We start from the raw sequence: 14,224 nt of genomic DNA on the forward strand, positions 1-14,224 counted from the left end.
TCGCGGTTCTACCAATGGAACCCACGGGTCAGTTTGACCAGCGTCGCGGCGGCTCGCGACAGGTGCCGCTCGCCCTTGCCGAGTTTGACCCGACCCGACCCGCCTGCGGCCGTGGAGTCCGGGAACACGCGGTAGCCTTCGTACGCGACGGCGTTGACAAGTCCCGGTGCCACAGCGTAGGCGGCCTGGATGAGATAACCCTCCGGCGTCCCGATGTGCTTCGGCCTTCGCCGCAACGCCCGCACCACCATGTCGGCGGCCTGTTCTGGGGATTTCGTCGGAAACGCGTCGTATATCTTGGTCGGCCGGATCATGGGGGTGCGCACCAGCGGCATATGGACGGTCGTGAAGGTGACGCCGTCGCCGTGCGTCTCGGTAGCCGCGATCTTGCTGAAGTAGTCGAGCGCGGCCTTGGAAGCCACGTACGCGGAGAACCTCGGCGCGATTCCCTGGACACCGATCGAGGACACGTTGACGATGTGGCCGAACTTGCGTCGCGTCATATGCGGTAGCAGTGCCAGGATCAGTCGCACCGCACCGAAGTAGTTGATCGCCATCGCCCGTTCGTAGTCGTGGAAGCGGTCGTAGGACAGCCGAATCGATCGCCGGATCGAGCGGCCCGCGTTGTTCACCAGCATGTCGACGTATCCGTGGTCGGCGAGCATCGCGTCGACGGCCTTGCGCACCGATTCGTCGTCGGTCAGGTCGGCCGGGTACACCGAGGCCTGCCCGCCCGCGGCAACGATCTCGTCGCGCACCTCCTGGAGTTCGTGCACGCGACGAGCGACGAGCAGCACCACGCCGCCCTCGGCCGCGACCTTCAGCGCTGTCGCCCTCCCGATACCCGACGAGGCACCCGTGATCGCGACGCGGCGCCCGTCGAGTTCACCGCGCGGGCCCGTTCTGCGAGCGCGGAACGGGTCGAGGTGTTCCCGCCAGTACCGCCACAGCACCCCTGCGTAGCTGTCCAGGCTCGGTACGTCGACACCGGAGCCCGCGAGTGCCCTTCGGGTGTCCGCCGAGGCGAACACCGAGGGAAAGGTGAGCGTGTTCAGCAGCACGGGCGGGATTCCGAGGCGTTCGAGAGCGGCGTCGCGCGCGAGGCACACTCCCGGCACGTGCTCGCTCAGCCGCGCCGCGCCAACCAGCCCGAGGGACAGCCGCCTGCCGAGCCGCACCCGGACGGTCGGCGCCCCCGCGGCCCTCGCGAACGCATTGTACACCTCCAACACCGGCTGCGGTTGCGGGTTGACCAGGTGGAAGGCGCGGCCGTCCAGGCCGTTCTTCGTCACCAGTTCGAGCAGAGCCTTGGTCACGTAGTCGACGGGAACGATGTTGGTGTCGCCGATGTCGGGTCCCACCGCGGGCAGGCTAGGCAGCGAGGCAAGCCTGCTGATGCCACTGAAGAAGTAGTAGGGACCGTCCACCTTGTCCATTTCGCCCGTCTCGGAGTGTCCGACGACCACGGCGGGCCGGTAGACCCGCCACGGCACGCGATCCTGCTCCCGTACCAGTCGCTCCGCCTCGAACTTCGTGCGGTGGTACGGCGTGGGCAGGCGCTGTCCCGCGTCGAACATCTCCTCGGTGAACACGCCCTCGTAGTCGCCCGCGACCGCCACCGAGGAGACGTGGTGCAGGCACCCTGCCCTCACGTCCTCGGCCAGTTCGACGACACCTCGGGTGCCCGCCACGTTGGCCCGTGCGCTCTCCTCGTCGTCCGCCGTCAGGTCGTACAACGCCGCGAGGTGAACGACGTGGTCGACCTTTCCCCGCAGCTCCTCGCGCATGCGCTCGGTGACTCCCAGCCGTTCGGCCGCGAGGTCGCCCGCCACGAGCGTTGTCTTCTCCGGGTGCGGCCACTGCCGGACCAGCTCGGCCAGCCGGGTCATGGAACGCTCACGCACCAGCAATGTGACGTGCTCGGTGTCCTCGCGCGCCAGCAGCGACCTGGTGAAGTGGCGACCGATGAAACCGGTCGCCCCTGTGACGAGATACGTGGCCATGATCGCCCCTTCGTCGCCTCGGCCTCGGACAACCGGACAACGCGCATTCTGTCAGCGCGATGCGCCTCAGCTGGTGGTTCGCGCCGGTTGAAAAGATCATTACCGATGGTTGGCACAGCCGGCCGTGCCGCTGGGCCCACGGTCGCCGCAGGTCACGAGCACGATAAGCGGTATCCCGCCGTGATCGTTCGGGCGGCCGGTGAGATACCCGGGTAGGCAATCGACCAGCCGGTTGACGTTTTGTGGGACGATCCGGGGAGGCACCATTACCGTTGGTGTACGGCCATCCGGTTCGATGTGGGTAAAGTGACCTTTACTGACCTACGGGAACCGGCCAGCACGAGCGGTCGTTATACCCAATGCAAGTGCCAGGAGATCCAGGAGGATCAGGTGCGAACCTCTAGCAACCCCGCATTCCGCAACCTGCCGACGGCTGCGGCGCGGGCACCCTACGCGGGCTTCAACCAGCCGCACGGTGGGGTACCCGGCTATGGCGCCCCGCAGACGGCAGAAGGCGCCGCCGACCGCCCGATGACCGTCGACGACGTCGTACTGAAGACCGGTGCGAGCCTCGGGGTGACCCTGCTGGTCGGGGTCATCACCGCGATCTGGGCGCAGTCGCAGGTCGCCGCCAACTCGATGGGTGCCGTCACCGGCGCGATGATCGCCGGGATGCTCGTCGGCCTCGTGCTCGCGCTCATCATCACCTTCAAGCAGCTGGCCAGTGGGCCGATGACGCTGGCCTACTCAGCGGCTGAGGGCGTCTTCCTCGGCGCGATCACCGGCGTTTTCGAACTGATGGTGCCGGGTATCGCGCTACAGGCCGTGCTGGCCACCGCGGCGGTGTTCACGGTGATGCTGGTGGTCTACAAGACCGGCGCGGTCAAGGTGACGCCAAAGCTCACCAAGTGGATCATCGGCGCGCTCGGTGGCGCGCTTGTCCTGATGCTCGCGAACCTGGTGCTCGGCCTGTTCGGCGTCAACATGGGGCTGCGTGACGGCGGCCCGCTGGCGATCATCTTCAGCCTTGTGGTGATCGGCATCGCCGCGTTCAGCTTCCTGCTGGACTTCGACATGGCCGACCGGATGATCCGCGAAGGTGTGCCCGCCAAGTGGTCGTGGTACGTCGCCTTCGGTCTGATGGTCACCCTGGTCTGGCTGTACCTAGAGATCCTGCGCCTGCTGTCGTACCTGAACGGCAGCGACTAGCACCCAGCCACTCCTGGTCCGAGGGGGCGCCCGGCTCGAGTAGCCGGGCGCCCCCTCGTCGTATGAACCTGTGCCCGGTCGAGGGCGGTCATCCGGGTTGTCGGTCACCCGGTGTTAGATGACAGGGTCCTGTTCGCCTGAAGATCGTGTGAGAGGTTCGTGGTGACGGTTCCGCCATACCCTGGTCAGCCGGACTCCGGCAGACCGAACCCGTACAGCCCGTCACCGGCTGGAGGGCCGTCCTACGGTCCGCCAGCCGGGCAGCAGCCGTACGGGCAGCCCCCCGCGGGGCAATCGCCGTTTCCGACCCCGCCGGGGCAACCCGGTGGCTTCGGTTTCGGCCAGCAGCTGCCGGGGCAGCCGCCTTACCCGGGCCAGCCGGGCATGAACCAGCCGCCGCTGCCGCCACCGCCGAAGAAGCGCGGGCTGTGGCTGAAGATCGGGGTGCCTGTGGCCGTGGCGGTCGTGGGCGCCGTCGTGGCACTCGGGGCGATCGGGCTGCGCAGCGTCGGATGGAACGCCGAGGTGGGCGACTGTCTCCACGTGCCGGAGTTCTCCTCTGACGCCGAGGAACAGCCGACGAAGGTCGACTGCGGCGACGACAAGGCCACGGTCAAGGTCGCAGTCAAACTGGACGAGGGGACCGGCAGTTGCCCGGACGGCAACTACGACGAGATCTCCTACGAAAGTGGCGCCAAGTTCTGCCTCATGATCAACGCGAGGGACGGTGACTGCTTCGCCAACGTGACCTCCCCGACCAAGGGCTACGAGCGCGTGGCGTGTACCGACCCGGCCGCGGAAGTGGCGATCGCCAAGGTGGTGAGCGGCACGACCGATATGGAGCAGGTTTGCGCGGAGTTCGACCAGGCGCAGGGCATCTACTACGCGGAGCCTGCCACGGTCGTCTGCCTGACCCCGCCGACCTCGGTCTGACCCCGTTCGAGCACAACGGCGTGAGTGTTCAGTGGCGCCTGGGGCCTGCTGAACACTCACGCCTTCCGGTCAGCTCAGCCGCTCCAGCACCATCGCCATGCCCTGGCCACCGCCGACGCACATGGTCTCCAGCCCGAACTGCTTGTCGTGGTGCCGCAGCGAGTTGATCAACGTCGAGGTGATGCGGGCACCGGTCATGCCGAAGGGGTGTCCCACGGCGATGGCGCCACCGTTGACGTTCAGCCGGTCGATGTCGATGCCCAGGTCACGGTAGGAAGGGATGACCTGCGCCGCGAACGCCTCGTTGATCTCCACGAGGTCGATGTCGTCGATCGACATCCCTGCCCTTGCCAGTGCCTGCCTGGACGCCTCCACCGGTCCGTAGCCCATGATCTCGGGGGACAGCGCGGAAACGCCGGTCGAAACGATCCTGGCCAGTGGTGTGATCCCCAGTTCCTTCGCCTTGGTATCGCTCATGATCACCAGCGCGGCAGCGCCGTCGTTCAGCGGGCAGCAGTTGCCAGCCGTGACCCGGCCGTCCGGGCGGAACACCGGCTTGAGTGCGGAAACGCCCTCCAGCGTCACGCCGGGGCGCGGACCGTCGTCGGTGGTGACCACGGTGCCGTCCGGCAGCGTGACAGGGGTGATGTCCTTTGCCCAGAAGCCGTCGGCGATGGCCTTCTCGGCGAGGTTTTGCGAGCGCACCCCGAAGGAGTCCATCTCCTCGCGGGAGACGTTCTTCAACAGCGCCAGGTTTTCCGCGGTCTGGCCCATCGCGATGTAGACGTCGGGCAGTTGGCCGCTCTGCCTCGGGTCGGACCAGCTTTCGGCGCCCTGCTCGGCGGTGCGGGCCGTGCGTGCCTTCGCGTCGGCGAAGATCGGGTTGTGCGTGTCGGGCCAGGAGTCCGAGCTGCCCTTCACCGAGCGGGACACGGTTTCGACGCCCGCCGAGATGAACACGTCACCCTCGCCCGCCTTGATCGCGTGCATGGCCATTCTGGTGGTCTGCAGGCTCGAGGAGCAGTAGCGGGTGATGGTGCATCCGGGCAGGTGGTCGTAGCCGAGTTCGACCGCGACCACCCTGGCCATGTTGAAACCGGACTCGCCACCCGGTAGGCCGCAGCCCAGCATCAGGTCCTCGATGTCGGAGGGGTCCAGCTGCGGCACCTTGTCCAGCGCGGCCCTCACCATCTGCGCGGTGAGGTCGTCTGGCCGCATATCCACCAGCGAGCCCTTGTTCGCACGGCCGATGGGCGAGCGAGCGGCGGAGACGATCACGGCTTCCGGCATGGCGGCACTCCTTCAAGTCTGCTAAGCGATTGCTTAGTAATATCGTGCATCCTCGCGGTTGGGAAGGCCAGGCGTCCCTGTGGCCGGGACGCGACACGGTGGTCTTCGTCGCACGGTCTCGCACAGCACAGCACAGCACAGCACAGCACCCGCTGCCGACGCGCGCCCGACAGCGGAGTCCTGTTCGGACCGTTGCACCGTCGCTCGCGCGGTGGGGGAGCGCATCGCCGGTGTCTAGGCTGACCACATGGACTACGTGGACCACGTCATCGACCTTGTGGGCAACACCCCGCTGGTCAGACTCAACGCACTCGCCGAAGGCCTGAGCCCACTCGTGCTGGCCAAGGTCGAGTACTTCAACCCCGGTGGCAGCGTGAAGGACCGCATCGCGCTGCGCATGGTGGAGGCCGCAGAGGCGTCCGGCGAGCTGCGGCCAGGTGGAACCATCGTCGAGCCGACCTCGGGGAACACCGGAATCGGCCTGGCCATGGTCGCTCAGCGCAAGGGATACAAGTGCGTCTTCGTGTGCCCGGACAAGGTCAGCGAGGACAAGCGCAACGTCCTCGCGGCCTACGGCGCCGAGGTGGTGGTCTGCCCGACGGCCGTGCCGCCGGACCATCCCGAGTCCTACTACAGCGTCTCCGACCGGCTTGCGCGGGAGATCGAGGGCGGCTGGAAGCCCAACCAGTACGCCAACCCGGAGAATCCGGAGAGTCACTACAGCTCCACCGGGCCGGAGATCTGGCGGCAGACCGAGGGCAAGGTGACTCACTTCGTCGCCGGAGTCGGAACTGGTGGCACCATCTCGGGCACGGGGCGTTACCTCAAGGAGGTGTCCGGCGGCCGGGTCCGCGTGGTCGGTGCCGATCCGGAGGGATCGGTCTACTCCGGCGGCGGCGGGCGGCCCTACCTGGTCGAGGGCGTGGGAGAGGACTTCTGGCCCGCGACGTACGACAGCGACATCGCGGACGAGATCATCGCTGTGTCCGACGGCGAGTCCTTCAACACCACCCGGCGGCTGGCCATGGAGGAGGGGCTGCTGGTCGGTGGCTCATGCGGCATGGCCGTCGCCGCCGCCCTGCGGCTGGCGCAGCGCTGCGACGCCGACGACGTAATCGTGGTCCTGCTCCCCGACGGCGGGCGCGGCTACCTCGGCAAGGTCTTCAACGACGCGTGGATGTCGTCGTACGGTTTCCTCCCGCCGGACTCCACCGGTGCCACGGTGGGCGACGTACTTCGTCGCAAGGACGGCACGCTGCCCGAACTGGTGCACAGCCACCCGAACGAGACCGTCGCCGAAGCGGTGGCCATCCTTCGCGAGTTCGGCGTGAGCCAGATGCCCGTGGTGAGCGCCGAACCACCCGTGATGGCCGCGGAGGTGGTCGGCGCGGTCAACGAGCGCGACCTGCTCGAAGCCCTGTTCACCGGTAAGGCGGCGCTGGCGGACCGGCTGGAGCGGCACATGTCGCCTCCGTTGCCGACCATCGGCTCCGGCGAGCGCGTCAGCGCGGCGATGAAGGCGCTGGGTTCGGCCGACGGTGCGCTCGTGCTGCTCGGTGGCAAGCCGGCGGGAGTGATCACGCGGCAGGACCTGTTGGCTTTCCTGTCCGGCCACCAGTGACCGCCGGTAACTCGGTGACGGCAATCGCACCAACTCTGTGGGGCATTGCGACCAATCCGGGCTCCCATCCGATAGCGTGTGCGCGAGCGAAATCACCAAGGTCCTCGTCAAGGGGGTTCAAGACCCACATGAGTGCTCCGCAACCGCCGAACCAACCCTGGGGCGGCGGGCAACAGCCACCTCAGGGCCCTCCCAGCGGCCCACAACCGCAGCAAGACAGCCCGTTCGGTTCCTCGGAGCCGACCCAGGCGGTGCAGCCGTCGCAGTCGCAGGAGGAGCAGCCGTTTGGCGACAATCCTGAGCAGACCCAGGTCGTGCAGCCGGGGTCCGGCCAGGAATCGGGAGAGCAGCAGGGCGAGGGCGGCGGTGCCGAGTCGACCCAACTCGTCGCGCCAGGGTCTGGTCCGCAGCCTTCGATCCCCTACGCGCCCCCGCCCAGCGCGGCCGACAACCCGGCCGCGATGAACCCCCAGGGCTTCGGGCAGCAGGCCCCCTTCGGTCAGCAGGGTGCTCCAGGTGGTTTCGGCGCTCCTCCACAGCAGCCGCCTCAGCCCGGCTTCGGCCAGCCAGGTGGTTTCGACCCCGCGCAGGGCCAGGGTGGGTTCGGCGCGCCGCCCCCCGGCCAGCCGTTCGGCGCACCTCCCGGGTTCGGTGGTCCACCGCGCGGCGGTGGAAACCAGCTGTTCGCCTGGATCGCGGGCGGTCTCGTCGCGGTGCTCGGCATCATCGGCGCGATCCTCGCCATCACGCTGCTCTCCGACATCGGGGCGCCGGGTGGTTCGCAGGTTGACCAGGCCGTCCAGCAATGTGCGCAGAGCAGTGGCATGAGCGAGGACGAGTGCCGCTCCGCCATCGAGGAGCAGATCGACAGTGCGATGAGTGAGATCCCCGGCCGGATCTACTTCTACCTCATCATGCTGTTGGTCGGCGGTGTGCTCGCGGCGGCGAGCGGGGTGGCGCACGCGCTCGTCGACAAGGTCGGTGCGGGGCTGAGGAAGTTCATCCCCTACGTCACCATCGGCGGTGGCTTCTTCCTGTTGCTGTTCTCGATCCTGCTGATGTCGGAGGGCGGTGAGCCGCCGACCCGGATCGTCTTCACGCTGATCTTCGGCATCTTCATCCTGGCCGTGGGCGTGCTCGCGGTCATCCCGCAGACCGCGTCCTACGTCGGGCTGGGAGGCCAGGGTCGACCGGGTCCGGGAGGCCCTGGCGGTCCGGGAGGGCCTGGCGGTTTCGGCGGCCCGGCAGGGTTCGGACCTCCTGGGGGTGGCTTCGGCCAGCCCGGCGGTTTCGGCCAGCCCGGTGGGTTCGGGCAACCGGGTCAGCCGCCGCAGCAGCCCGGCGGGCAGTACCCGCCGAGCGGTGGGTTCGGACAGCCCGGTCAGCCGCCGCAGCAGCCCGGCGGGCAGTACCCACCCAGCGGTGGGTTCGGGCAACCGGGTCAGCCGCCGCAGCAGCCCGGCGGGCAGTACCCGCCGAGCGGTGGGTTCGGACAGCCCGGTCAGCCGCCGCAGCAGCCCGGCGGGCAGTACCCACCCAGCGGTGGGTTCGGGCAACCGGGTCAGCCGCCGCAGCAACCAGGCGGGTTCGGTGGTCAGCCGCCGGGGCAGCCCGGCGGGTTCGGCCAGCCAGGTCAACCCGGTCAGCCACCGCAGCAGTGGTGATCCGCTGAAGTACCAGAACCGGCATCGTGCCCCCTGCCGACTCGGCAGGGGGCACGATGCCGTTGTGGCTGTGGGTCCGGCAGGCCTGCCGTCCACCGCCTGGGCCTAGGCTGGACCCATGGTTTCCGACCCTTCCGGTTACGGCTTCGAGACCCGCGCCATCCATGCCGGTCAAGAGCCCGATCCCCGCACCGGCGCCGTGATCGTGCCGATCTATCAGACCTCCACCTACGCCCAGGATCGTGTCGGCGAGACTCGTGAAGGCGGCTACGAATACTCGCGCACGGCCAACCCGACGCGCACCGCGTTGGAGCAGGCCCTTGCCGCGCTTGAGGGCGGGCGACACGCGCTGGCCTTCGCGTCAGGAATGGCGGCGAGCGACGCGGTGCTGCGCACCGCCCTTCGGCCCGGTGACCACCTGCTGCTCGGCAACGACGCCTACGGCGGCACGTTCCGGCTGATCGACAAGGTGTTGACCGGGTGGGGAGTCACCTACAGTGTGGTGCCGCTGTCCGACCCGGACGAGGTCAGGGCCGCGATCCGGCCGGAGACCAAGCTGATCTGGTGTGAGTCGCCCACGAACCCGTTGCTGGGGATCGCCGACATCTCGGCGCTGGCCGCTCTCGCGCACGAAGCAGGCGTGAGACTCGTCGTGGACAACACCTTCGCCACCCCCTACCTGCAGACGCCGTTGGCGCTGGGTGCGGACATCGTGGTGCACTCCACGACGAAGTACCTCGGTGGACACTCCGATGTGGTCGGCGGCGCGGTGGTGACCGATTCCGAGGAGATCGCGGAGTCGCTGTTCTTTCTGCGTAACTCCGCCGGCGCGGTACCGGGCGCGTTCGACGCGTGGTTGACACTGCGCGGGCTGAAGACGCTTGCCGTGCGGATGGAGCGGCACTGCGACAACGCCGAGTTCATAGCGCAGGCACTCACCACGCACCCGAAGGTGAGCAGGGTCTACTACCCGGGACTGCCGGACGACCCGGGACACGCGCTGGCGGCCAAGCAGATGCGTAGGTTCGGCGGCATGGTGTCGTTCACCCACGCGGACGGCGAGCAAGCCGCGCTCGACATGGCCGCACGGACCACGCTGTTCGTGCTCGCGGAATCGTTGGGTGGCGTGGAGTCGCTGATCGAGCATCCCGGCCGGATGACGCATGCGAGCGTGGCCGGTTCGATGCTCGCGGTGCCCGCCGAGTTGGTCCGGCTGTCGGTGGGTATCGAAGACCCCCGCGATCTGCTGGCGGACCTGCGTGCCGCGTTGGAGGATCAGGGACGGTAGTTGCTGTGTGAGGCTCCGGCGGTGCCGGTCGAGCCGTTGCTGGGTGTTTGGCCGAAACCGGACTCGCGTAGCTGTTCACCGTCGACGCAGCCGCCGACGAGTTCGACGTGGCTGTCGTGGCGGACGTACTGGCCAGGCTCGCAGGCAGCCTGGCCGACCGTGTAGACGGCGGCGCCGGTCAGTGCCAGCGCGGAGGTGAGGCCGGCCAGCAGGGAAAGCATGCCTACGGGACGTGAACCAGATGACGCTCTCGCCCGTGCCATGCCACATGACTCCCGCGTTTGGATACCGATTCGTGACAAGAGTACCCAATGGGGATTCAGGGCATGCAGGTAACCGTCCTGTCACGGTGTGCGCAGTGACATGATCTGTTGAATGCGACTCGTCACCGTGGACCAGATCCGCCAGGCGCGGCACCTACTCGAAGGAGTCGTCCGGAGAACACCGGTCGAGCACGCCCGCGACCTCGAGGGCTCCGTCGGCGGAGGGGTGTATCTGAAGTGCGAGAACCTGCAGCGGACCGGTTCTTTCAAGATCCGGGGTGCCTACACGCGCATTCACGGGCTGAGTGAGGAGGAACGCTCGCACGGTGTCGTCGCCGCGAGTGCGGGAAACCATGCGCAGGGGGTGGCGCTAGCCGCCAAGTTGCTCGGCATCAAGGCGACGGTGTTCATGCCCGAGCGTGCCCCGTTGCCGAAGCTGGCCGCCACTCGCGGGTACGGAGCCGAGGTTCATCTGCACGGCGAGGTGCTCGAGGAGACCCTTGCCAAGGCCAAGGAGTTCGCCAGCAGCACGGGTGCGCTGTTCATACACCCCTTCGACCACCTCGACATCATCGCCGGTCAGGGCACGGTCGGTCTCGAGATCCTGGAGCAGGTGCCCGACGTGGCCACGATCCTGGTGGCCACGGGCGGCGGCGGCTTTGTGGCCGGGGTGGCGTGCGCGGTCAAGGCGCTGCGCCCCGAGGTGCGCGTGGTGGGCGTGCAGGCCGAATCCGCAGCGGCGTTCCCTGCCTCGCTGGCGGCGGGGAAACCGGTACGGCTGCGGAGCATGCAGACGATGGCGGACGGGATCGCCGTCGGGGAGCCGGGACCGTTGACGTTCGAACACGTGTCCACGCTGGTTGACGACGTTGTGACGGTGAACGAGGAGTCGCTGTCGCGTGCCGTGTTGCTGTGCCTGGAACGGCGAAAGCTCGTGGTGGAACCCGCGGGAGCGGCGGCGGTGGCCGCGCTGCTGGAGCACGCGGGCGCGTTCGAACCGCCGGTGGTGGCTGTGCTTTCCGGTGGAAACGTGGACCCGCTACTGCTGCTACAGATCATCCAGCACGGTATGACCGCGGCGGGTCGGTACCTGAGCCTGCGGCTGTGCGTGCCAGACCGGCCGGGTTCGCTGGCCGGTGTGCTGACGCGGGTCAGCGAGCTGGGGGCCAACGTGCTGGACATCGAGCACTCCCGAATCTCGGGGAGGTTGGCCATGGGCGAGGTGGAGATAGCGCTGAAGCTGGAGACCCGAGGTGCGCAGCACTGCGAGGAAGTGGCCTCGCAGTTGCAGCGCGCGGGTTACACGGTGATGCCGTGACGTCCGTGCGGGTCCTCACGCGGACCCGCACGGACCGGGACGCGGGCTACAGGTTGACTACAGGTTGCCCCTGCGCTCCTGCTCGCGCTCGATGGCTTCGAACAGCGCCTTGAAGTTGCCCTTGCCGAAGCCGAGTGAGCCGTGCCGTTCGATGAGCTCGAAGAACACCGTAGGCCGGTCACCGATCGGTTTGGTGAAGATCTGCAGCAGGTAGCCGTCCTCGTCACGGTCGACAAGGATGCGGTGTTGCTTTAGCGTCTGGATCGGTAGGCGGACCTCACCGATTCGCCGCGCCAGCTCCGGGTCGTCGTAGTAGGAGTCGGGAGTGTCCAGGAACTCGACGCCCGCGGCGCGCATGGCCGACACCGTCGCGACGATGTCGCTTGTGGCCAACGCGATGTGCTGGCAGCCGGGACCGCCGTAGAACTCGAGGTACTCGTCGATCTGCGACTTCTTCTTGGCGACGGCGGGCTCGTTGAGCGGGAACTTGACCCGGTGGTTGCCGTTGGAAACCACCTTGCTCATCAGCGCGGAGTATTCGGTGGCGATGTCGTCGCCGATGAACTCCGCCATGTTCACAAAGCCCATCACCCGGTGATACCAGTCGACCCAGTAGTCCATCTTGCCGAGCTCGACGTTGCCGACGCAGTGGTCTACAGCCTGAAACAGCCGCTTCGGCGCGTCCGGCGGCCGCGTGACCGTGTTCTGCCTGGCCTGGTAGCCCGGCAGGTATGGGCCGGAGTAACGGGAGCGGTCCACCAGCGTGTGCCTGGTCTCGCCGTAGGTCGCGAGCGCGGCGAGCCGCACGGTGCCGTCCGCGTCGGAGACGTCGTGCGGTTCCTCCAGGATCGCCGCACCCTGCGCCCTGGCGTGCTCGACGCACTTGTCTACATCGGATACCGCGAGTGCGAGGTCGGTGACACCGTCGCCGTGTCTGCGATGGTGGTCGAGCAGCGGGGAGTCGGGACGCACGCCGCCGTTGATCACGAAGCGAGCGGCGCCGGACCGCAGCACGAACGACTTGTGGTCGGGGTTCCCGGTCTCGGGGCCGGAATAGGCGACGAGGTCCATGCCGAAGGCGGCCTGGTAGAACCACGCGGTCTGGGTGGCGTTGCCCGCGGTGAACACAACGGCGTCCAATCCCGTCACCGGGAACGGATCGGCCGAGATGTCGTGGTCGACGAGGCCGACGAGTTGCCGCAACTGGTCGTAGCTGAGGTCGTCGAGAGCGGGTTTGGTCATGTTCGGCAGGATGCGCCTGGCCGAACACATTGTGCAACACTAGGGAAGTTCACTGGACAATCTGCCCAGTAAAATCCAAGATTGATTGATCAGGTTGAGCAGATTGCGCAGGAGGGCGAGTGGACCTCGACGAGCTTGACGCGCGCCTGCTGCTGTTGCTCACCGACACTCCACGGCTGGGTGTGCTCGAATGCGCGCGCAGGCTCGGGGTGGCGCGCGGCACCGTGCAGGCACGGCTGGATCGCCTCACCAGCGCAGGGGTGCTGAGAGGCTTTCCTCCGGAACTCGACCTTGCCGCCATCGGTTACGGCCTCACCGCTTTCGCGGTGCTGGAAATCGCGCAGGGCCGTAGATCGGAGGTATCGAGCGCGCTCGCCGCGATCGACGAGGTCTGCGAGGTCCACGCGACAACGGGACAGGGTGACCTGTTCGTGCGGATGGTCGCACGCTCCAACGACGACCTGCAACGCGTCATCGACGAGGTGGTCGGTGTGCCGGGGGTGCGTAGGACGTCGACCTCCATCGCGCTGTCCACGCCGGTGGCGCCAAGGGTGCGGCCGCTGCTCGAGCGCGTCGCGCGAGGTCAGCCCACTCGCTCGAGGTAGCGCTGCACGGACCGGCGCACAACCTCCTTGCCGCCCGCGCGCACGACAGCGTCCCACCAAGCCCCGTAGATCTCCTCGAACTCCAGCGGTTCGAGCAACTCGGCGGCACGCCTGACCACAGACGGGCGCTCTGGAATGTAGTTGGGATAGCTGTACATGAAGGCCACGTGCGTGCGATCGGGGATCACCTGGACGATGTCGCCGCTGAACAGGGCCGCGCCGCCTGCCGTTCCTTCGGCACGGTGCAGCACCGTGCCTCCCGCGAAGTGCACCCCGAGATTGATCAGCGTGAACCCCTCGGCGAGGCGGTGGCTGACACCGTTCCACAGCCGGATGCGCTCGTGTGGCCTGCCGATCCACTGCTGGTCGTCGGCGTGCAGGTAGATCGGCGCATCGAAAGCCTCCGCCCACTCGACCATCGTCGTGTAGTAGTGCGGATGGCTGATCGCGATGGCCGAGACGCCCCCGAGCTCGTCGACCTGGGCGATCAGGTCGTCGTCGAGGTAGGCGACGCAGTCCCACAGGATGTTGCCCGAGGGAGTCGGAATCAGCAGCGCCCGTTGCCCGATCCCGAAGGACGGGTCCGTTCCGATGCCGACGATGCCTTGCCCCTGTTCGGCGAGCTTGCCGGTGTAGTCACCCGCCCGCAGTTCGGTGAGACTGGTCCAGCGCTGACCGCCCGCCGGTACGTACTGGCGCTCGTCCAGGCAAACCGGGCAGTCCGGCCGAGGAGCCGCGTACTGCATGGCGCAGGTACCGCAGATCGGCAGGTCAGTGGTCATGGGATG

General features: G+C 67.8%; 12 protein-coding genes. 7 read left to right on the forward strand and 5 right to left on the reverse strand.

Features of this window, described 5'->3' with window-relative positions; all coding sequences use genetic code 11:
- Window positions 1–8: 8 nt before the first annotated feature.
- Window positions 9–2,003, reverse strand: a complete 1,995-nt coding sequence (locus tag FHU38_RS04980) for an SDR family oxidoreductase (protein ID WP_167166951.1) — start codon at window positions 2,001–2,003, stop codon at window positions 9–11.
- 390 nt (window positions 2,004–2,393) lie between these two features.
- Between FHU38_RS04980 and FHU38_RS04985 the strand changes: the two genes are divergently transcribed.
- A complete protein-coding gene (locus tag FHU38_RS04985) occupies window positions 2,394–3,212 on the forward strand; it encodes a Bax inhibitor-1/YccA family protein (RefSeq protein WP_167166953.1) in 819 nt (272 codons plus the stop codon).
- 162 nt (window positions 3,213–3,374) lie between these two features.
- The gene (locus tag FHU38_RS04990) at window positions 3,375–4,145 is read left to right on the forward strand and encodes an LppU/SCO3897 family protein (protein ID WP_167166955.1); all 771 of its coding nucleotides are present in this window, start codon (window positions 3,375–3,377) and stop codon (window positions 4,143–4,145) included.
- Window positions 4,146–4,214: 69 nt separating this feature from the next.
- On the opposite strand, the gene FHU38_RS04995 is transcribed toward FHU38_RS04990, so the two are convergent.
- Entirely contained in the window at window positions 4,215–5,435 is a 1,221-nt protein-coding gene (locus FHU38_RS04995; RefSeq protein WP_167166957.1) for an acetyl-CoA C-acetyltransferase, read from the reverse strand.
- A gap of 247 nt (window positions 5,436–5,682) precedes the next feature.
- Between FHU38_RS04995 and FHU38_RS05000 the strand changes: the two genes are divergently transcribed.
- The 3 genes from FHU38_RS05000 (at window position 5,683) to FHU38_RS05010 (ending at window position 10,008) form a co-directional block, all read left to right on the forward strand.
- Window positions 5,683–7,056, forward strand: coding sequence for a cystathionine beta-synthase (locus tag FHU38_RS05000; protein WP_167166959.1), 1,374 nt, complete (start codon window positions 5,683–5,685; stop codon window positions 7,054–7,056).
- 128 nt (window positions 7,057–7,184) lie between these two features.
- A complete protein-coding gene (locus FHU38_RS05005) occupies window positions 7,185–8,720 on the forward strand; it encodes a hypothetical protein (protein ID WP_208415562.1) in 1,536 nt (511 codons plus the stop codon).
- A gap of 118 nt (window positions 8,721–8,838) precedes the next feature.
- Complete coding sequence (locus FHU38_RS05010; RefSeq protein ID WP_167166961.1) at window positions 8,839–10,008, forward strand: cystathionine gamma-synthase; 1,170 nt, start codon at window positions 8,839–8,841, stop codon at window positions 10,006–10,008.
- Here FHU38_RS05010 and FHU38_RS05015 read toward each other — a convergent pair.
- A complete protein-coding gene (locus FHU38_RS05015) occupies window positions 9,996–10,271 on the reverse strand; it encodes a hypothetical protein (protein WP_167166963.1) in 276 nt (91 codons plus the stop codon). The genes FHU38_RS05010 and FHU38_RS05015 overlap by 13 nt on opposite strands.
- Window positions 10,272–10,383: 112 nt before the next feature.
- Here FHU38_RS05015 and ilvA point away from each other — a divergent pair, with 112 nt between their 5' ends.
- Window positions 10,384–11,589, forward strand: a complete 1,206-nt coding sequence (gene ilvA / locus FHU38_RS05020; RefSeq protein ID WP_167166965.1) for a threonine ammonia-lyase — start codon at window positions 10,384–10,386, stop codon at window positions 11,587–11,589.
- A 57-nt stretch (window positions 11,590–11,646) separates the two neighbouring features.
- Here ilvA and hppD read toward each other — a convergent pair whose 3' ends face one another.
- Window positions 11,647–12,831 carry a 4-hydroxyphenylpyruvate dioxygenase gene (gene hppD / locus FHU38_RS05025; protein WP_167166967.1) on the reverse strand — a complete coding sequence of 395 codons (1,185 nt, stop codon included), beginning with the start codon at window positions 12,829–12,831 and terminating at the stop codon, window positions 11,647–11,649.
- Between the two features lie 119 nt (window positions 12,832–12,950).
- On the opposite strand from hppD, the gene FHU38_RS05030 reads away from it, so the two are divergent.
- On the forward strand, window positions 12,951–13,436 hold the full coding sequence (locus tag FHU38_RS05030; RefSeq protein WP_167166969.1) for an Lrp/AsnC family transcriptional regulator: 486 nt from the start codon (window positions 12,951–12,953) through the stop codon (window positions 13,434–13,436).
- Here FHU38_RS05030 and FHU38_RS05035 read toward each other — a convergent pair.
- Entirely contained in the window at window positions 13,415–14,218 is an 804-nt protein-coding gene (locus FHU38_RS05035) for an MBL fold metallo-hydrolase (RefSeq protein ID WP_167166971.1), read from the reverse strand. The two genes, FHU38_RS05030 and FHU38_RS05035, sit on opposite strands and share 22 nt — an antisense overlap.
- Window positions 14,219–14,224 lie beyond the last annotated feature (6 nt).

Source organism: Saccharomonospora amisosensis (genome assembly GCF_011761185.1).
GTDB lineage: Bacteria > Actinomycetota > Actinomycetes > Mycobacteriales > Pseudonocardiaceae > Saccharomonospora_A > Saccharomonospora_A amisosensis.